This is a genomic window from Marinagarivorans algicola (assembly GCF_001292705.1).
Classification (GTDB): domain Bacteria; phylum Pseudomonadota; class Gammaproteobacteria; order Pseudomonadales; family Cellvibrionaceae; genus Marinagarivorans; species Marinagarivorans algicola.
Genome location: NZ_LGAK01000007.1, coordinates 86,884 through 105,098 on the forward strand (window position 1 = coordinate 86,884; position 18,215 = coordinate 105,098).

The 18,215-nt window shown below is 47.0% G+C and carries 19 protein-coding genes; 14 read left to right on the forward strand and 5 right to left on the reverse strand.

Annotation, left to right across the window (positions count from 1 at the left end):
* Positions 1-68 precede the first annotated feature (68 nt).
* Positions 69-1,310, reverse strand: coding sequence for a radical SAM family heme chaperone HemW (gene hemW, locus AC438_RS03015; RefSeq protein WP_202904694.1), 1,242 nt, complete (start codon positions 1,308-1,310; stop codon positions 69-71).
* A 109-nt stretch (positions 1,311-1,419) separates the two neighbouring features.
* Positions 1,420-1,782, reverse strand: coding sequence for a PilZ domain-containing protein (locus AC438_RS03020; RefSeq protein WP_053979792.1), 363 nt, complete (start codon positions 1,780-1,782; stop codon positions 1,420-1,422).
* Positions 1,783-2,002: 220 nt separating this feature from the next.
* Here AC438_RS03020 and AC438_RS03025 point away from each other — a divergent pair, with 220 nt between their 5' ends.
* The 5 genes from AC438_RS03025 (at position 2,003) to trpC (ending at position 6,303) form a co-directional block, all read left to right on the forward strand.
* The gene (locus AC438_RS03025) at positions 2,003-2,569 is read left to right on the forward strand and encodes a porin family protein (protein WP_053979793.1); all 567 of its coding nucleotides are present in this window, start codon (positions 2,003-2,005) and stop codon (positions 2,567-2,569) included.
* Positions 2,570-2,760: 191 nt separating this feature from the next.
* Positions 2,761-3,537 (forward strand): hypothetical protein, encoded by a 777-nt coding sequence (locus AC438_RS03030; protein ID WP_156316977.1) that lies wholly within the window; start codon positions 2,761-2,763, stop codon positions 3,535-3,537.
* Between the two features lie 53 nt (positions 3,538-3,590).
* Entirely contained in the window at positions 3,591-4,259 is a 669-nt protein-coding gene (locus AC438_RS03035; protein ID WP_053979836.1) for an anthranilate synthase component II, read from the forward strand.
* Positions 4,260-4,410: 151 nt separating this feature from the next.
* Positions 4,411-5,448, forward strand: coding sequence for an anthranilate phosphoribosyltransferase (trpD, locus tag AC438_RS03040; RefSeq protein ID WP_053979837.1), 1,038 nt, complete (start codon positions 4,411-4,413; stop codon positions 5,446-5,448).
* 51 nt (positions 5,449-5,499) lie between these two features.
* Positions 5,500-6,303 carry an indole-3-glycerol phosphate synthase TrpC gene (gene trpC / locus AC438_RS03045; RefSeq protein WP_053979795.1) on the forward strand — a complete coding sequence of 268 codons (804 nt, stop codon included), beginning with the start codon at positions 5,500-5,502 and terminating at the stop codon, positions 6,301-6,303.
* Between the two features lie 223 nt (positions 6,304-6,526).
* Here the strand turns inward: trpC and crp are convergent, their stop codons facing one another.
* Entirely contained in the window at positions 6,527-7,162 is a 636-nt protein-coding gene (gene crp, locus AC438_RS03050; protein ID WP_053979796.1) for a cAMP-activated global transcriptional regulator CRP, read from the reverse strand.
* Between the two features lie 451 nt (positions 7,163-7,613).
* On the opposite strand from crp, the gene AC438_RS03055 reads away from it, so the two are divergent.
* Entirely contained in the window at positions 7,614-8,036 is a 423-nt protein-coding gene (locus AC438_RS03055; RefSeq protein ID WP_053979838.1) for an OsmC family protein, read from the forward strand.
* A 45-nt stretch (positions 8,037-8,081) separates the two neighbouring features.
* Here the strand turns inward: AC438_RS03055 and coq7 are convergent, their stop codons facing one another.
* A complete protein-coding gene (gene coq7, locus AC438_RS03060; RefSeq protein WP_053979797.1) occupies positions 8,082-8,735 on the reverse strand; it encodes a 2-polyprenyl-3-methyl-6-methoxy-1,4-benzoquinone monooxygenase in 654 nt (217 codons plus the stop codon).
* 132 nt (positions 8,736-8,867) lie between these two features.
* Between coq7 and AC438_RS03065 the strand changes: the two genes are divergently transcribed.
* The 4 genes from AC438_RS03065 (at position 8,868) to trmB (ending at position 12,375) form a co-directional block, all read left to right on the forward strand.
* A complete protein-coding gene (locus AC438_RS03065) occupies positions 8,868-9,614 on the forward strand; it encodes a tRNA-uridine aminocarboxypropyltransferase (protein WP_053979798.1) in 747 nt (248 codons plus the stop codon).
* Complete coding sequence (locus AC438_RS03070) at positions 9,611-10,864, forward strand: class I SAM-dependent RNA methyltransferase (RefSeq protein WP_053979799.1); 1,254 nt, start codon at positions 9,611-9,613, stop codon at positions 10,862-10,864. The genes AC438_RS03065 and AC438_RS03070 overlap by 4 nt, the downstream gene beginning before the upstream one ends.
* A 5-nt stretch (positions 10,865-10,869) precedes the next feature.
* Complete coding sequence (locus AC438_RS03075; protein WP_162230685.1) at positions 10,870-11,589, forward strand: M48 family metallopeptidase; 720 nt, start codon at positions 10,870-10,872, stop codon at positions 11,587-11,589.
* Between the two features lie 84 nt (positions 11,590-11,673).
* Positions 11,674-12,375 carry a tRNA (guanosine(46)-N7)-methyltransferase TrmB gene (trmB, locus tag AC438_RS03080; RefSeq protein WP_053979839.1) on the forward strand — a complete coding sequence of 234 codons (702 nt, stop codon included), beginning with the start codon at positions 11,674-11,676 and terminating at the stop codon, positions 12,373-12,375.
* 218 nt (positions 12,376-12,593) lie between these two features.
* On the opposite strand, the gene AC438_RS03085 is transcribed toward trmB, so the two are convergent.
* Positions 12,594-12,800 carry a cold-shock protein gene (locus AC438_RS03085; RefSeq protein ID WP_053979801.1) on the reverse strand — a complete coding sequence of 69 codons (207 nt, stop codon included), beginning with the start codon at positions 12,798-12,800 and terminating at the stop codon, positions 12,594-12,596.
* A gap of 585 nt (positions 12,801-13,385) precedes the next feature.
* On the opposite strand from AC438_RS03085, the gene AC438_RS03090 reads away from it, so the two are divergent.
* From AC438_RS03090 to AC438_RS03105, 4 genes are all read left to right on the forward strand, one after another.
* Positions 13,386-14,801 (forward strand): response regulator, encoded by a 1,416-nt coding sequence (locus AC438_RS03090; protein WP_053979802.1) that lies wholly within the window; start codon positions 13,386-13,388, stop codon positions 14,799-14,801.
* A gap of 169 nt (positions 14,802-14,970) precedes the next feature.
* Complete coding sequence (locus AC438_RS03095) at positions 14,971-15,459, forward strand: NADAR family protein (RefSeq protein WP_053979803.1); 489 nt, start codon at positions 14,971-14,973, stop codon at positions 15,457-15,459.
* The gene (radA, locus tag AC438_RS03100) at positions 15,459-16,829 is read left to right on the forward strand and encodes a DNA repair protein RadA (RefSeq protein WP_053979804.1); all 1,371 of its coding nucleotides are present in this window, start codon (positions 15,459-15,461) and stop codon (positions 16,827-16,829) included. Before AC438_RS03095 ends, radA begins: the two co-directional genes overlap by 1 nt.
* Positions 16,830-16,930: 101 nt before the next feature.
* Positions 16,931-18,076 carry a patatin-like phospholipase family protein gene (locus tag AC438_RS03105; protein WP_053979805.1) on the forward strand — a complete coding sequence of 382 codons (1,146 nt, stop codon included), beginning with the start codon at positions 16,931-16,933 and terminating at the stop codon, positions 18,074-18,076.
* Positions 18,077-18,215 lie beyond the last annotated feature (139 nt).

Below are 18,215 nucleotides of genomic sequence, written 5' to 3' on the forward strand. Positions count from 1 at the left end.
TTTTGAGTGGTGTAGGGCACCGAAACTATCTGATGGGCAGGCTTTATTGAGTGTAGTTAATGATTGATTTAGAGGTGTGTTTTATCGCTTGCGATGTGGTTATACGCGCTATTTTCAGGCGAGTTGTTTGAAGTTTTAGCAGGTAAGCAGGATTGATCGAATGCGCTAAGTACGGTATTTAAAAACCGAAACCCCAGTGCTGTGGTGCGTATAAATTGGGGGGTATGCAGAATCAGCCCTTGTTGGCTCAACGCATGTAAAATAGGTTGAATAGTGGTGAGTGGTAGGCCTGTCATCGCTTGAAATAACGGCGTCTCAAAACCTTGAGGTTGCCTTAGTGCGTTCATCATGAACTCTAAGGGTAAGCGATCTGGTGTTATAGGGCTGATACCTATTGCATGATGTTTGTTAGCGAGGTAATCCGCAGGAAGTCGTGTTTTACGATGACGTGTTATTTGGCCTGTCGCATGAGTGAGTTTACTGTGTGCGCCCGCGCCAATACCGAGATAATCACCAAAATGCCAATAGTTAAGGTTGTGTTTGGCTTGCTTACCAGGCTGACAGTATGCTGAGACTTCATATTGCAAAAAATTATGGTGCGCTAAAAGGGCTTCGCCGGCATCTTGTATATCGGCTAAAGCATCATCGTTAGGTAGTGCAGGAGGGGCATTGTAAAATACGGTGTTGGGCTCGACTGTTAGCTGATACCAAGAAATATGCTCGGGCTCTAGAGCAATCGCTTGACGGATATCGGAGGTTGCTTGTAAGGGTGTTTGGTTGGGTAGGCCATGCATGAGATCAAGGTTAATGTTGTCGATGCCTGCTTGTCTCGCCAGCTTAAAGGCATTGAATGCTTCGGCACTCGAGTGTATGCGCCCTAGTGTGTGTAAGTGCTCATCATTAAAGCTTTGCACGCCGAGCGATAAACGGTTGATGCCGGCGTGTTTAAGGGCGCCAAAGTGGGTGTATTCGGCGGTGCCAGGGTTGGCCTCTAGCGTGATTTCAATATGATTGGCAAACCCTAAAATGTTTTTCGCTGCGTCAATAATATCGCCTATTGCTTGTGCACTAAATAGGCTCGGTGTACCGCCTCCAAAAAAAATAGAGTGTAGGGGCCTATGGGTGACGGTATGAGTTTGAACCTCTAATGTTAAATCAGCGATGAGTGCTTGAACGTATTGTGTCTCAGGTAATGATTGCTCGCTGGTGTGAGAATTAAAGTCACAGTAAGGGCACTTGCGAACGCACCAAGGGATATGAACATAGAGGCTCAAGGGGGGTAAAGGAGCGGTGTTGGTTGATGTTGGCACTAAGATAACTCGGCAGTGTTCGTGGAATGATGGTGCGTATCATACGCAAAATACTGCCGTGATAGGAGTTGGCTTGGCCTTCATTGTCGCAATATGACTCGCCAATCGTTTAGTTAGGGCTAAATTTAAGCAGTAGTTGCTGCTCTAACTGCTCCACAAGCTCGCGAGCTTCTGGCGTAATGGTGCTGATTTCTAGTCCCACCTCATTAAAGGAGGGGTTAATACTTTTGGCTGCGCGTCGTACAACCGCTGAGCACTCTATAAAATGATCGCTGCCAAAGTTCTCAGGAAGCTCAATTTTCACACGATATTGCGCTTCTTCTTGCATTGTAAGCTTGGTTAGTAGTAAAAAGCCACACACGTTAATATCAATAATGTTACCAAGGCTTGTATTGTTGCGACTATCGAGTACTTTTAGATAGAGCGCGAGATTAGTTCTTTGTAGTAATCGACGTTCATGAATGTCAGGCATGGGGTACTCCAGCGTAAGGTAGTTATAAAACTGTAGTCCACTTTAGGTAGCCTTGCTAATGATGGCCCGCCATTGAAGCGCAAATTGTTTTGGGGCAATCATTGTTGACCTTAAGCTGCTTTGTCGGGCAGTGTTACGATGTAGGCGACACGCAGTGTAATCGTTAAGCTCGCACGATATGCTGTCGTTATTACTAATCACAAAATGATAGGGGAAATGTATGACTGTTAATTGTAGAGGGGCTGCATGGGTGACCACGGCGCTTGCATCTTGTTTGCTGTCTTCGGCCGCTTTTGCCGGCGGTTATATGGGCGTGAGTGTCGGTGAATCTCGGATAGAGTTGGGCAAGCCAAGTTTTGATGCCAACTTTGATGCCAAAAAAATAGATCTTAAAGATTCTGATATTGGCATGAAGGTTTTTGGCGGCTATCGCTTTACCATTATTGCTGTCGAGGCGGCTTATGTTGATTTAGGTAAAATTGAAGGCGCGCAAGGGACCTTTGCTGAGGCGAGTGGTTTTAGTGGCTTTGGTATGCTGCACTTGCCTCTAGGGCCTGCGAGTGTGTTTGGTAAAGTCGGTGGGTTTATTTGGCAAAATGAGGCTTCCTTAGGGCAGCTAGTCGACGAAGACAATAAGTTCAACGATGATGGCTATGACTTAGCTTATGGTGTTGGCGTCATGTTTGGCTTGCTCGATATTGACGCTCGCTTGGAGTATGAGTACTTCAATGTGGGCAAGTTTGAAGATGTCTCGCTGGTGTCTGTGGGTGTGAGTTATACCTTTTAGTCGCTTTTGGTGTGATGTGGTCGACATTTTTATAGAGCAGTGAATGCACTGCTCTATGATTCAGTTTACCTCTGTTGTGTCGGAATACACCGTTGTAGATGAATTGACCTGTTGGGTTAATGACTCACTAGCGCCGAATTTTGACCTCTTTAAGTAGTGACAAATAATAATGATTTAAGGTAGTAATGGGCATGTGGCATTGGTTTTCACGCGCAGCGGTTTCATCAGAAACGGCTGATTGGCTAGTAGAATGCGTTAGCTGGGCAATGCAAAATTTTGATTTAGAGCGCTTTCGTCAAAACACGCCATTAGTCTTGCCTACGAATGATTTTTTTCCTAAGCAAGTCGATAGTCAGCACGCAATGGCTGAATATATTTTTGGTCGCGTTGTGCATTTTGGGGGTATCGAAAGCTGGCCTTGGAGGGTGGTACCGCCTGAGCAATTTTATCCGGCGCCACCGCCTTTATTAGGGTTAAACCCAGCGGTAAGAGGTGAGGGTGAAACACCGATTTTATTACCCGTAGTCGGGCAGCCTGCGGAATTAATTGTTACCTACGCGCCTGATCAAATTGCTAAGCCGCAAGATTTGGTAGCGAGTATGGCGCATGCCGCAGCGCAACATATGCTCTGGCAAAGCCAGTTAGCGCCGCCGGGTGGGCAAGAATTATTTTTGCAAGCGGCAGAGGTCTTGGCGGTTTTTATGGGTTTTGGTGTTATGGTCACGAATTCGGCATATGCATTTAGAGGCAGCTGTGCAAAGTGCTATAACCCAAGAGCTAATCGCCAAGCGAGCCTATCGGAGAGTGAGTGTTTATATGCTCTAGCGCTATTTTGTGACTTGCAGCGTATACCTAGGCGTAAAGTGGCTAAACATCTGAAAAGCTATTTACATCCAGCACTTAAAAGTGCTTATAAGCAAATCGAAAAGCACCCAAGCACGCCGTACCTACGAGAATTAGCCGCTTAAACTTGAGACTCGCACAGGCTAAAGTACAATGTGCGTATTTTGGCGATAAAGACATGCAAAACGATCAGTTGGTCGTGATCGATAATTACGATTCTTTTACGTATAACGTTGTGCGCTATTTACAAGAATTAGGTGCGCGTCCGCGTGTTATCCGCAACGATCAGTATACCTTGGAGCAGCTGGCGGGTTGTAAACCCAGGGGTATTATTATATCACCAGGGCCTTGTACACCTGATGATGCAGGAATTTCTTTGTCGGTCATCGCGTATTTTTCTCAGCAAAAAACACCTATATTGGGTGTGTGTTTAGGGCATCAGGCAATTGGTCAAGTCTTTGGGGCTAAGGTGATCAGGGCTGCACATGTTGTACACGGTAAAGCATCGCGTATTCACCATTTGGGGCAGGGAATGTTTATGGGAATACCTAGTCCAGCAACGGTGGGGCGCTACCACTCTTTGGTTTTAGAGTCCAGCTCGCTGCCAGATTGTTTAAGCGTGGAGGCATGGCTCGATGAGGGCCAATCGGGTATGAACGAGTCCATCCCGCTAGCGCAGCGGGTGATAATGGCTATTGCACATAAGGAATTGCCAGTGCATGGTGTGCAGTTTCATCCAGAATCCATTTTGAGCGAGCATGGTCACACCCTGCTGGATAATTTTTTAACGCGCTACGATTTAAAGGCCAGTGGTCATGCTCAAATACCGTACCATAAAATCTCATAATGCGACGGTGTAGCACATGCCATTGGCTTGCTGATCAGCTGCATACGTGACAACGATACTGAGCGCTTACATAATAGAAACGATCAAAGCTATGTTATCCGATATTGGAGTGCGTAGCTTCCATTTAAACAGGTAGTAGATGATGAAAGTCATGGATATACAACAAGCAATAACGGTTCTTATGGCCGGTGAATCTTTAGGGCGCGAAGGTATGGCGGCTGTGATGACTCAAATTATGACCGGTGAAGCAACGCAGGCGCAAATTGGTGGCTTTTTGGTGGCCCTGACAATGAAAGGGGAAACCGTTGAAGAAATCACAGGGGCTGCTGAAGTGATGCGTAAACTGGCGGCGCCAGTCGATATTAAGGTACCTGTTTTAGTGGATACCTGCGGCACTGGCGGCGATGGTGCGGGCCTATTTAATGTTTCTACAGCGGCGGCTTTTGTCGTGGCGGCAGCGGGCGGGCACGTTGCAAAACATGGTAACCGCTCGATTACGAGCTCAACAGGCAGTGCCGATGTTTTAGAGGCAGCAGGAGTTAATTTGAAGGTTAATGCTGAGCAGGTGGCTCGTTGTGTGGAGTCGATCGGTGTTGGCTTTATGTTTGCGCCTGCGCATCACAGCGCGATGAAGCATGCCATTGGGCCGCGTAAAGAGCTTGGGATGCGAACCATTTTTAATGTATTGGGGCCTTTAACAAATCCGGCGGGCGCAAAGTGTCAAGTGTTGGGTGTATTTGATAAAACACTATGCCGGCCGTTAGCCGAAGTTCTAAAAGCCCTAGGAAGCGAGCATGTGATGGTCGTGAGTGCCGATGACGGTTTAGATGAAATATCGTTAGCGGTAAATACTCATGTAGCGGAGCTCAAAGAAGGCGTTGTTAGCGAGTATGAAATTTACCCAGGGACGTGCGGTATTGCGGTTCAATCGCTGGAAGGCCTCAATGTCGATAGCGCTGAGGAGTCTTTGGCATTGGTCTTGGGTGCTCTTAAAAATACAGCGGGTGAGCGCTTTCAAAAGGCACGTGAAATTGTGGCGGTCAATGCTGGCGCGGCATTGTATGTTGCGGGTATTGCCGATTCATATACTGAGGGTGTAGCGTTAGCCTTAGATACCTTAGCCACAGGCTTGGCTGGTGAAAAATTAAAAGAACTCGTAGAGATGACGGCATGTTTTAACGCGGCATAAGCTAGCCGTGATCGATAAGATAAAATAGACACCTAATGACTAAGAATATTTATGACTGATACCCCTACAGTACTCAAAAAAATTATTGCTCGTAAGCATGAAGAGGTGAGCGAGGCAAAGCAGCTCTTATCTGAGGCGCAATTGCTGAAGCTTGCTGAGAAGCAGCCTGTGACACGAGGCTTTCATCAAGCGCTACTGTCGCGTATTGCTTGCCAGCAAAATGCTGTGATTGCCGAAATTAAAAAGGCATCACCTAGTAAAGGGGTTATTCGTGAAGATTTTGACCCTGCGGCCATTGCCAAAAGCTACGAGCAAGCTGGTGCCGCCTGCTTGTCCGTGTTAACGGACAAAGATTATTTTCAAGGTGACAACCGTTATATGCAAGCGGCACGTAACGCTACAGCGCTACCGGTTATACGCAAAGATTTCATCATAGATAGCTATCAAATGACAGAGTCACGTGCACTGGGTGCTGATTGTGTATTATTGATTGTGGCGGCGCTGGACAAAGTGCAGCTCAATGATTTGCATCAGCAAGCTATCGATTTAGGCTTAGATGTACTGGTTGAAGTGCACAATGCAGCTGAAATGATTTTGGCCTTAGAGCTGGATAACCCGCTGGTGGGTATCAATAACCGTAATTTGCACACGTTTGATGTGACCTTAGCGACAACGTTTGAACTGCTGAGTATGGTGCCGCCAGAGCGGGCCGTGATTACTGAAAGTGGTATTTTTACCGCACAAGACGTGCGCACTATGCGTGATAAAGCGGTATATGGCTTTTTGGTCGGTGAATCGTTTATGCGCTCTCCGGTGCCTGGTGATAAGCTTGCTGAAATTTTTGGGGGTAAATAAGCGATGTTTATAACCCCGAGCCATATTATCTGCTAAGAGCAGGGCTTATCGTAATGCGCATATTTGTTTCTCGCGCGCTGAGCAAGTGACTAGTGGGCGGTTATTTAAGATCTTGTTGTTTGCTTACCTAGGCGACCCAAGGCTCAATGCGCATTCATCAATGCTGGGCCGCTTAGATAAGCGCGGTAATTAAGGGGTGATCGCGTGGTAGTTCGCGTGGTAGTTAACGCGTACCATATACCACCATTGTTTTACCTTTTACAGAGACTAGTCCTTGTTGTTCCAGTGTTTTAAGTACTCGCCCTACCATCTCACGAGAACAGCCGACAATTCGGCCAATCTCTTGGCGTGTAATTTTTATTTGCATGCCATCAGGATGGGTCATGGCGTCGGGCTCTTTACAGAGATCGAGCAGTGTACGTGCTACGCGGCCAGTCACATCTAAAAAGGCTAGATCACCTACTTTACGTGTTGTTGCACGAAGCCTGTGTGCCATTTGCGCACTTAAATAAAATAGATATTCTGGGTGTGGTTGGCTGAGCTCTAAAAACTTGGTGTAGCTTATCTCGGCGATCTCACACTCAGTTTTAGCGCGGACCCAAGCGCTGCGAGGGTCTTTGTCATCAAACAGGCCCATTTCACCAAAAAAATCGCCATCATTAAGATAGGCGACAATCATTTCACGGCCTTCATCATCTTCGATTAATACTGTGACAGAACCTTTTATGATGTAGTAGAGCGAATCACTGTTGTCTCCGGCGTAAATCAACGTGCTTTTGGCGGGATAGCGACGGCGATGACAGTGGGCTAAGAATCCTTCAAGGTTTTTGATGTGTGGCGTATGTGGGATAGCAACCAAAACGACGTTCCTCGGTAAGTAATCGGTGTCTGTTTATGTTTTACCAGATATCACAATAATATGCAGTGATTTATTGTGAAACGGTGATGTGTCGTGTTTTGCATCTAAAGCTCGTATGCGCTTTGTTGTTAACGCTAACCTTCTTTACCTTAATCTTATGGCCGGACCTTCTCTATGTGGCCGAATTAGCCGATAGTCGGTGCTCTAGTCATAATTTAGTAAAACACTCTTGCGTAAACCGAGCACTTACATAATCAAAATTATAGACGCACTTTGCAGTGCTTGTGCGTTGTGCATACATATTATTACGACTAATGCTGCTGCTGGCTATGCATGCGGTACTCGTTTTGTTATGAGGGGCACAGTTTTTACGCATTTTTTTGAGGTGCTGTGGTAATCTTGTATGTATTTTGTGATTGCGCGAGCAAAAATCGTACACTTGGAGTTTTTTATGCAGGCAACAGTGAAGTGGGTTGATGGGGTCATGTTTATTGCGGAGTCGGGCAGCGGCCATACGGTTGTCATGGACGGCCCGCCCGATCATGGTGGCCGCGATATGGCAGCACGCCCCATGGAGATGATATTAATGGGCTTAGGCGGCTGCGCCTCTTTTGACATTGTGTCTATTCTTAAAAAATCACGTCAAAAAGTCAGTGCTTGCCGTGTTGAATTACAAGCCGAGCGCGCTCAAGGCACGCCTTCGCCTTTTACTAAGATTCATTTACACTTTGTGGTCAGCGGAGCAGCGCTTAAGCCTATTCAAGTTGAGCGTGCGGTTTCATTGTCAGCAACTAAATATTGCTCGGCCTCAATTATGCTAGAGGCTGCAGGCGTTACTTTGACACACGATTTTGAAGTTGTAGAAGTCGATTAAACGTTTATTGATCTGGCAAAGTTAGCGTTACGACTCACTTTAGCGCTATATACGATAGGAGAGCCACGTCATGATACTAGCGATTTGGCTCATGGCTCGCTTAACGGGGCGTGGAAAGCGATAGCCGCCTGCGCTTAGCGCTGTAGCGCCATGTTCGGCTTCATCAATATGCATTTGCTTTACAATAGCATGTGACTTGACATCATCCGTAGGAAGGCTTTGCATATGATGCCTTAAGTGCTGGCATACTTGGTCTTCGGTGGCAGCGACAAAGCCTAAGCTGAGTTTATCGCTAATCAACCCCGCACTGATACCAATGCCCAGTGATGCGCCGTACCATAAGAGGTTTAGTCGGCTTGGTTGGGCGTTTAGCTCGTTGAGGCGTTGTTGGCACCAAGCTAAATGATCTTCTTCTTCGCTGGCGGCCTTTGCCATTTGTTTTTTGACTTTTGGGCGTTTTGCTGTGAGTGCCTGCCCTTGGTAAAGAGCCTGAGCGCAGACTTCACCCGAGTGGTTTACGCGAATAAGACCGGCGCTGTGTTTTTTTTGTGCGGGGGTAAGCTCGGTTTCTGATACGGTATCGGCAGGGCTGGCTCGCGTACTGCGATCTTGCTTGGCGTGAAGCGTCCGTATGACAGTATCTAATTGGTGAATACTTTTATCAATAAAACTGAGGTGGCGTATAAGTGGCGATGGCATAGCAATGAAGCCCTATAGATAAAGTCAATGTATCGAGTCAGTTTTTGAGTTTGGCGGTATGCAGCCTGACTCTATGTTAATGAATGTTCAGCAACCTGATTCAACAATAATATACGATGAAAATAGTTAAGTATGAATGCCTATAAACAATTGCGCCAAGCGCGTATGCAGACGGCACAGAAACCTTTTTTAGCGCGAGGCATTACAGTCAAGCGCTGTCAGGAGTGTTTATTGGGGCAGCAGTATTGCATTTGTGAGTGGTTAAAGCCTTTTGCGTGTGAGTTACCCTTCGATGTTGTCTTACTGATGCACCGTGACGAAATACTCAAACCCACCAATACTGGTCGGCTGATTGCCGAATCGTTTCCGAGGCAGTGTATGGCTTTTGAGTGGTCGCGCCTAGACCCCCCAGCTCAATTGCTGGAAATACTTGCTGATTCCCAGCGTCAATGCGCCGTGGTGTACCCTGCACGCAATGATCGTCAAGCGGTGAGTTTTGCCTCGCAAGCCCAATTGTTGGCAGCTAGCAAAACCGATGAGGGCAGCCGAAAGCCTACGCTGATATTTTTAGATGGTACGTGGCGCCAAGCGGCACGGATGTTTAATCATAGTGAGTGGCTCGGGCATATTCCCTTTTTTGCACTCGATGAGGTGGTTGTGGGTGAATATGCGATGCGTAAGGCGTCGGAGAACTCTCGGTTAGCAACGGCTGAGGCGGCGAGCTTAGTATTCAGTGCGCTTAAGGCAACCACAGCATGTACGCATTTGCAGCATATTTTTACGGTATTCAATCAGCATTACGCCGCAACACGGGCCTGTACGCAGGTGTTGCCGTCTTCATCACACTCCTATCTAGCGGATTATGACTCTAATATATGAAACTCAATATTTTTAAGCCCAATAAAGGTTCTGGCAAAGGGTCGACTCAACAGACTGCCGTGAAGCATCCTTTAGAAGGTGTTGTTTTTACCGGTATTGTACGTGATGTGGCCAGTAATGGTCAGGCGGTACTGGAGCATAGTTGTGGTGTGGCGGTATTTGTGCGTGGTGCCTGGATAGGTGAGCGGATCACCGTTAAGATCACCGCCTTTAAGAAGCGCTTTGCCGTTGCACATTTATTAAGTGTTGATGAGCCTTGCGAGCAGCGTATTACACCTGCTTGTCGCCACTTTATGAGCTTGACCCAGCCTCATACCCCCAGTTGTGGAGGCTGCGCGTGGCAATTTGTAGATTATGATGCGCAATTGGCGCAAAAGCAGCGATGGGTGCGCTCAGCCATAGAGCGCTTGACAGGTCAGGTGAGTCAAGCGGCGTTAGCACCGATAGCCGCAAGTGCCGAAGCGATGGGCTATCGCAATCGTGCAGAATTTAAAAGTGATGGACGCATTTTAGGTTTTAATGCGGCGCAAAGTGATGCCCTAATTGATATTAAAACATGCGGCCTACTCAATGCGCAGGTGGCTGAGTATTTAGCCGCCTTAAGGGCGCGCTTACCAAACCCGCAGTGGATAGGGCAAAAACGCAAAGGTAAGAAAAGCTACACTTTATTAGCGGTTGATGATGCTATGCCGGCTGAGGCGATTGAGGCAAATGTACGACGACCTTTTAGGCAAGGCAATAGCAGGCAAAATGCAGTGTTACAACAATGGCTGCACGATGCGTTAAGCCCTGTTGCTGGCTGTCAATCCAACAAAGTGCTCGAGCTATTTGCCGGCTCAGGTAATTTTACCCGTACGCTGGCAGCGCTGGGTTTTGAGCAAATTATTGCTGCTGAAGTTGTCCCTGTGGCGGTCGATAATTTACATTCGTTGGGGCTGCCAGGGGTCCAGGCTGAGGTGGCTGATTTATTTGATGAAGCGGCATTATCGACTTTGTGCAAAAAGCATGATGATGCCACAATACTGGTGCTGGATCCGCCTCGTGAAGGGTTAATGTGCTCAAAGCCTTTATTCGAGCATACAGGCTTCGAACGCGTAGCTTACATTTCTTGTGACTTAGCCACTTGTATGCGCGACGTACAAGGGTTTATGGCAAAAGGCTATACCTTGGTTAGCGTATTGCCTGTCGATATGTTTCCGCAAACCCCTCATGTTGAGTTGTGTGTCTTGTTAGAGCGCACAGGTAGATGAGCCGCTTGCAGTATACTATATGGCCTGCGGGGCTAAAGACAGATCTTCATGCGTTAAATATCGTATTAAAGCGCTCGGCGCGACGTAAAACATTAGGGCTTAAGGTGCGTGCCGGCGAGGTGGTGGTTTTTGCACCGACAGTCGCCTCTGATGCAGATGTCATGGCGTGGGTGAATGGTAAAGCACAATGGATACTTAGGCATGTCCAAAACCCTTTAGGTCATCATCCATCGGCGAGCACTCGAGCACCGTTAACCGCTCACAGTGAAGTATTTTGGTTGGGTCGTAAAGTTGTTTTAGGCGAGGCTGGAAAGGCCGGCTTATCGTGCATTGATACGGCGTTTTTTGGACGCCCATTGACGGATCAAAAAGTGCTTTTGCTCAATGCGTGTGAGACAGCAGCGAAGGAAGATTTAGTGGACCGGGTAACGCACTGGCAAGCGCAATTACAGCTCTACCCGCAGCACATCAAGCTGCGCCCTTATAAAAGCTGTTGGGGCAGCTGCAATCACCGTGGCGTGGTAGCCTTAAACACCTTACTCATGATGGCGCCCGAAGCCGTGCGCAACTATGTGGTTGTACACGAGCTGTGTCATTTAAAACATTTAAATCATTCGTCAGCCTTTTGGGCCGAAGTGGCCAAAGGTTGTAGGCCACCGAGTATTCGCAGTGCTAAGCACTGGCTTAAAGAGCATGGCGAACAGTTACTTTTTATTTATCGGTAAATATTTATGACAATACAAAAGACTCCTGATGCCCCTAGCGATAGCCCTGCCGGCGTTACTGCTGACACGGCGGCAACGGTGGTTGTGCGGCCTGAATTCAAAGACAAGTCGATACGTAGCTTTGTAATCCGCGGAGGCCGCATGACCGAAGGCCAGCAGTCGGCTTTTGATCAGTGGTGGCCAACGTATGGACGCTCTTTACATGATGGCTTGGCGGCTACGCAAATGATTTTTGCGGAGCAAAAACCTGTGGTTGTTGAGGTGGGTTTTGGTATGGGCGACTCTTTACTGGAAATGGCACAGGCTGATCCTAATACCAATTTCGTGGGCATTGAAGTGCATCCGCCAGGTGTTGGACGCTTAATTAATGAAGCTGGTAGGTTGGGGTTAAAAAACTTATGGGTTTTTATGGCTGATGCAACGGATGTGTTAACTGATTGCTTTGATGATAATAGTATTGAGCGATTACAGTTGTTTTTTCCTGATCCTTGGCACAAGAAAAAGCACAATAAACGCCGTATTGTGCAAAAGCCTTTTATGACTACTATTGCCCGTAAACTTAGGGTTGATGGCGTATTGCATATGGCAACCGATTGGCAACCTTATGCCGAATACATGGTTGAGGCTTTGGCGCAATGCCCAGAATATATCAACCCTATGGGAGCGGAACATTATTCACCGGCACCAGATTACCGCCCTAAAACAAAGTTTGAAAAGCGGGGCGAACGCTTGGGTCATGGTGTGTGGGATTTGCTCTATAAAAAATCGAGTAGCCATGGCCTGTAGGCCGTGTTTTACCGTGTGCAGTACTGGATGCTAGTCTGGCAATCATAAATCATGGCCTGCCTTAAGTTATGTGTCCTATACTCTTGCCTTATGCGGTATTTCAGTTATGTCTTAGTGGGAATATCTATGGATGCTCCAGCGTATAGGCAGAAAAAGTGCAAGCGAAAAAAAACCGGCTATTGCCGGTTTTTTTTTACTAACTCTGATTGCAGCAGCAATTAGATAGCAACAATGTTTTCAGCTTGAGGGCCTTTTTGTCCTTGAGTTACGGTGAACTCAACTTTTTGGCCTTCGGCTAAGGTTTTAAAACCAGAACCTGAAATAGCGCTAAAGTGAGCAAAAACGTCTGGACCAGACTCTTGCTCAATAAAGCCAAAACCTTTAGATTCGTTGAACCACTTAACGGTACCTTTAACTGTAGACATAATAATATCTCGATATGAAAATTTAAGTTTTGCTCATGTCTTGTGCTGTTGGTTTTTTGCCTTGGAAGGCTTGCCCAGTCGAAGTGCACAAGGGTGAGCGGTCGTAGCTGGAAATTAAGATGGTACTGAGACTACTGGTCGAGGTATTACAAGTAAAACAACGATAAGAAGAGTGTAACCAAAAGACTTTTTTCTAGCTGCCCTGAAGCATATAGTGGATTATTGAGATGTCAAATTTTTTTTCAACTATGGCGTAATTCTCATTTTTAGAGGGATTAGTACCTTATATGCGTGCCTGAATCTGGCTAATTGGTGGGCTATTCACTATTCTATAGCCCAAGGTTATGTCTTGCGATTGATGAGAGGTTGCGTTGACGCGTAAGTTATAGCGTAAGATTTAGAGGCTTTAGGTGTGATTTTTACTGCCATATTCGAGATTGCTTTGATACGGTTCTCGCTTATGCCTTTTTCTACTTCTAAACCCGTTAACAAACAGGGCAATGGGGTATAAGCTCCAATCTATGAAGTAAAGTGCGCAACAACGCGCAGTACTGTAGGTGTAACGTTTTTGCTAAGGGCAGATAAATGACAAAACGCGCGTTAATCGTTGATGACTCAAGAACAGCGCAAATGCGCTTGCGCAAAATGCTTGAGAAGTTTGATGTGGAAATTGATACATCCAACTCTGCCGAGGAGGCACTTGGGTACTTATCTTACCGGCAACCAGCGGTTATCTTTCTTGATCATCACATGGAAGGGATGAGCGGCCTTTCGGCACTTAAAATCATCAAATCCAACCCTGCAACGGCTTTGATTCCTGTGGTGATGTATACCTCAGAGCAAGGTGATGTGTACGTGGGGCAGGCTCGGGCGCTGGGTGCTTTAGATATTATTTCTAAAGAGGTTATTCAGTCTTCGAGTATTGAAAAGGTGCTCACAAGCTTAGGCATTGCGGCCGCGAACAATAATGCGCTTAACAATGAACCGGATGCGAAGCCTAAGTCTGGTCTGGGTGGGGTATTGCCTACCTCAAGGCCGTCACATAGCGCTGATTTTGACTCTAAGCGAGGCAAGCCAGCGGAATATATCGCCTCCAATGATTTGAATAAAGTACAGGCCCAAGTGGGTAAGCTCTTTGAAATACACATTGCTAAAGTTCGCCAAGAAATCGAAGATAATACTAAATTTTTGATGCGACGCCTTAGTAAAGAAATTCAAGATAAGTCTGCACCTAAAGTGGGCGCTGTAAAGCCAGATAAGCCTGTAGCCGTTGCCTCGGTGGAAGCGCAAGAACCTGTCAGTACAGGAATGAGTGGCGGCTCGATGCTATTTTCTGTGTTGGTGTTTTTAGCTTTAGTCTTTGTGGGTTATCAGCTATTTGCGAGTCATCAGGCCCAAGAAATCGCTAACGAGCAATATGAAATTCTAACGGCACAAAGTGATAAGCAAAATGCGCTCGTAACAAAAGTACTAGAGCAGCTAGCGAATGAGCGTCCTAAACCTAGTGGTGGTCCGGATGCGCGCGTTATGCTCGATGCGTTAGGTTGGGCGGTGAATATGAATCCTCAAGTGGCCTTTGGTACCAAGCCATTAGATGATCAGCGCATTTATATGTTAGGTGATTTATTGGCCTTGTTAAAGGCGGCTAATTTTACAGGTACGATCTTTATTGATGTGCATATGGGGAATTATTGTGCCGTGCAAGCGCCAAGCGGCGAGTGGATATTACCGGATGAGCAATCGAACATTGAAGAATGTACTTTCCTTGCCGATCAAGATCTTGATCTTTCGTTGAATGAGCAGGTTTCGGTGGGCTTTTTAAATTATTTGCACAGTACGCCGGTGCTTACAGAAGGCGGCATTAATGTAGAGCTGGCTAACTTGGGGTTTGATAGCCCTAAATACAGTTACCCTCCTACAACGAGCGCCACCAGTGCCGGTGAGTGGAATGCGTCAGCGGCACAAAATAGCCGGTTGTCTTTCTCGTTTACACCTGAGTGATCACTAAAGTAGTGACTCGCTCTGTTGTTGTTTGCTAAAATCTCACGGCCTCTTCTTTGGAAGGGGCTTTTTTTTGCGTGTCTTGTATTTCTGTCAATTTTGCGTGCGGCCTCTGTTATCATCGCCTATCTATCCCTAGCAAGGCGTTTGCTTATTATTAGGAGTCAGCATGTTTGCCCATAATGCCAAGTATGAAAATGCGTTGTCGTTTTCGCGTTTTGATAGCGATCACTTTTTATCCCCCCAGTCTATGCACGATTTTGAGTTAGAAGATAAGCGTTGGGCCAGTGCTGAGCATTATTACCAGTGTGCGAAGTATGGCTCGGCACCTTATGCTGCTACCGTAGAGGCGGCAACATCAGCACAGCAAGCGTATCGGCTGGGCAATGTATGGTGGCGTTGTCGGCGAGCTGATTTTAAAGCTGTCCGTAAAACGCTGATGACTCGTGCACTGTACAGTAAAACAATTCAAAATACTGAAGTTGAACAGGCATTATTGGCTACGGGTGAGCAATGGATTATCGAAAATTCAGCGTATGAACATTACTGGGGTATTGGGCGTGATCAGCGTGGCGATAATCATTTGGGTGTGATTTGGATGGATATACGACGTAAATTATTAAACGCCCAAAAGGCCAACAATAAGGTAGAAATATAATGGCAAAGGCGCAATCAGCGTTTGTCTGCAATGATTGTGGCGCAGACTACCGTAAGTGGCAAGGACAGTGCAGCGAGTGCGGGCAGTGGAATACAGTACAAGAAGTACGGCTGGGGAAACCGGCTCAAACCACAGGTGGTGCGGCGAGCTTTACTGGCTATGCGGGCGGAAAGGCCAGTGAGGTCAAATTATTAAAAGATGTGAGCTTGCAAGACTTACCGCGCTTTAGTGCTGGGATGGGGGAGTTTGATCGTGTCTTAGGTGGTGGTTTTGTGCCCGGTTCGGTGGTCTTGATTGGCGGCCATCCAGGCGCGGGTAAATCGACTATTTTACTGCAGACGCTCTGCCATTTGGCGGCCGTGAAAACCGCCCTTTATGTGACTGGTGAAGAGTCTTTACAGCAAGTGGCAATGCGTGCTCAGCGATTAGGCTTGCCCACCGATAAACTGAATCTATTATCCGAAACTCGTGTGGAGTCGATTGTTGATACCGCACATGCACTTCAACCCCAGCTGGTTGTGGTGGATTCTATTCAAGTGGTGCATTTAGATGATATCGCTTCGGCACCGGGCAGTGTGTCGCAAGTGCGTGAAAGTGCGGCTTTTTTAACGCGTTACGCTAAGCAAAGTGGTGTGGTATTGGTCTTAGTGGGGCATGTTACTAAAGATGGAAGTTTAGCCGGGCCTAAGGTGTTAGAGCATATGATTGATTGCTCTATCATGTTTGAAGGTGATCATGATTCCCGCTTTAGAACATTGCGCGGCCATAAAAACCGTTTTGGTGCGGTCAATGAGCTGGGTGTCTTTGCGATGACAGAGCAAGGCCTCAAGGAGGTCTCTAACCCTTCGTCTATTTTTTTGCAGCGCAATGATCAGGTAACCTCTGGCTCAGCGGTGATGGTTGTTTGGGAGGGGACACGGCCGCTGTTAGTGGAAATTCAAGCGCTGGTTGCCGAGAGCCATTTGGGTAATCCGCGAAGGGTGTCTGTGGGATTAGACCAAAACCGTCTGAGTATGCTGTTGGCGGTCATTCATCGTCACGGTGGCCTAATGCTTGGCGATCAAGATGTTTTTGTGAATGTCGTGGGCGGCGTGAAAGTCGTAGAAACTTCAGCGGATCTGGCTCTGATTTTGGCTTTGGTATCGAGCTTTAGGGATTTCGCGTTACCGCAAGACCTTGTGGCATTTGGCGAGGTGGGTTTGGCGGGTGAAATTAGACCCGTCCCCAACGGTCAAGAGCGGTTAAGAGAGGCCGCAAAACACGGCTTTAAACGTGCTATTGTCCCTATAGGTAATGCACCTAAAGATCCTATTGCAGGACTAAATATTGTGCCAGTTAAGCATCTGTCTGAGGCGTTAGAGCACTTGTAGTAAGCGTAATGACTGATTGCCGAGTGCGAGTGGTAAAAGCTGAATTGCTGGCCATACTCATGATAGGGTGTAATAACGAGCAATAATAAACGGCCATTTTTATGTCTACTAATGCATTGATTTTATCGGGCGGCGGCGCACGAGCAGCTTATCAAGCTGGGGTGTTGTTGGCCATGTCCGAAATCATTCCGTGCTTGCAAAACCCTTTTCCGATTATCTGCGGAACTTCAGCTGGTGCTATTAATGCCCTCGCCATGGCCTCGCATACAGGTTCTTTTAATACATCGGCGGCGGCACTTGCGCATACTTGGTGCCATCTTGAGGTTGATCATGTCTATAAAACAGGCTGGGGAGATTTAACGGCAGGTTTGCTAGGCGTGGCTCGGTCGCTATTGCATCAAGGGGTGGGCGAAGGCAAGACTTTAGGGCTTTTAGATAATAGCCCTTTACGTGCATTGTTAAAGCAAGTGATTCCATTTGATAATATCCAAACACGTATAAATGATGGTGAGCTTGAGGCAATTTGTGTAACGGCTTTGGGCTATTCGTCGGGCGAGTCAGTGAGTTTTTTTCAGGGCAATCCGGCATTAAGAGGTTGGCGGCGCGCACGTAGAGTGGGAACACCGACGGTGTTAAATATTGAGCATTTATTAGCGTCATCGGCCATTCCTGCGGTGTTCCCCGCTGTTGCTTTAAGTAAAGAGTACTTTGGTGATGGTGCCATGCGTCAATTGGCACCGATTAGTCCAGCGCTGCATTTAGGGGCGAGCCGTATATGTGTTGTTGGAGTGAGCCATAATCCTATGAAAAAGCGTTGGCAGGCGCCCAAGCGCGCTTTGGCGCACCCGCCATCTATTGCGCAGGTTTTTGGGCAAATGTTCAATAGTGCATTTATTGATACCTTGGAGGGTGACTTAGAGCACCTTAATCGGACCAATACGCTGCTTGGATTAGCAGATAAGGAATATTGTAGTCATACCCACAACCTGCGCCCAGTCGAAACCCTAGTGATTTCCCCTTCCAAGCCTATCGACAAAATAGCGGGTAGACGCGTGCGTGATCTACCTAAAAGCTTACGCTTTTTTATGCGTGCTATAGGTGCAACAGCCCGTGGTGGTGGCGCTTCGGTCGCCAGTTATTTGTTGTTTTCATCGCAATACTGTACCGAGCTTATGGAGTTAGGTTATCAAGATGCCATGTGGGAGAAAGGTGCAATCGAAGCGTTTTTTAGCTATCCATGTACTTAGAATTGGTTTTACTGCTTAGGTTTTAGTACTCGGGTTTAAGGTGCTTTTGTTTGCATGCTTACATTTACTGAAAGCGCAGGTCGAGCGCAGTAGTAGGCACCCATGTTACATGCTGTTTTTACGCGCTCGGTGGCTGTTT

What these genes read in the sequence shown, in the direction of transcription:
- AC438_RS03020 (WP_053979792.1), bottom strand. Translation starts at nt 1,782, where the DNA reads ATGCCTGACATTCATGAACGTCGATTACTACAAAGAACTAATCTCGCG.
- AC438_RS03025 (WP_053979793.1), top strand. Translation starts at nt 2,003, where the DNA reads ATGACTGTTAATTGTAGAGGGGCTGCATGGGTGACCACGGCGCTTGCA.
- AC438_RS03030 (WP_156316977.1), top strand. Translation starts at nt 2,761, where the DNA reads ATGTGGCATTGGTTTTCACGCGCAGCGGTTTCATCAGAAACGGCTGAT.
- AC438_RS03035 (WP_053979836.1), top strand. Translation starts at nt 3,591, where the DNA reads ATGCAAAACGATCAGTTGGTCGTGATCGATAATTACGATTCTTTTACG.
- trpD (WP_053979837.1), top strand. Translation starts at nt 4,411, where the DNA reads ATGGATATACAACAAGCAATAACGGTTCTTATGGCCGGTGAATCTTTA.
- trpC (WP_053979795.1), top strand. Translation starts at nt 5,500, where the DNA reads ATGACTGATACCCCTACAGTACTCAAAAAAATTATTGCTCGTAAGCAT.
- AC438_RS03055 (WP_053979838.1), top strand. Translation starts at nt 7,614, where the DNA reads ATGCAGGCAACAGTGAAGTGGGTTGATGGGGTCATGTTTATTGCGGAG.
- coq7 (WP_053979797.1), bottom strand. Translation starts at nt 8,735, where the DNA reads ATGCCATCGCCACTTATACGCCACCTCAGTTTTATTGATAAAAGTATT.
- AC438_RS03065 (WP_053979798.1), top strand. Translation starts at nt 8,868, where the DNA reads ATGAATGCCTATAAACAATTGCGCCAAGCGCGTATGCAGACGGCACAG.
- AC438_RS03070 (WP_053979799.1), top strand. Translation starts at nt 9,611, where the DNA reads ATGAAACTCAATATTTTTAAGCCCAATAAAGGTTCTGGCAAAGGGTCG.
- AC438_RS03085 (WP_053979801.1), bottom strand. Translation starts at nt 12,800, where the DNA reads ATGTCTACAGTTAAAGGTACCGTTAAGTGGTTCAACGAATCTAAAGGT.
- AC438_RS03090 (WP_053979802.1), top strand. Translation starts at nt 13,386, where the DNA reads ATGACAAAACGCGCGTTAATCGTTGATGACTCAAGAACAGCGCAAATG.
- AC438_RS03095 (WP_053979803.1), top strand. Translation starts at nt 14,971, where the DNA reads ATGTTTGCCCATAATGCCAAGTATGAAAATGCGTTGTCGTTTTCGCGT.
- radA (WP_053979804.1), top strand. Translation starts at nt 15,459, where the DNA reads ATGGCAAAGGCGCAATCAGCGTTTGTCTGCAATGATTGTGGCGCAGAC.
- AC438_RS03105 (WP_053979805.1), top strand. Translation starts at nt 16,931, where the DNA reads ATGTCTACTAATGCATTGATTTTATCGGGCGGCGGCGCACGAGCAGCT.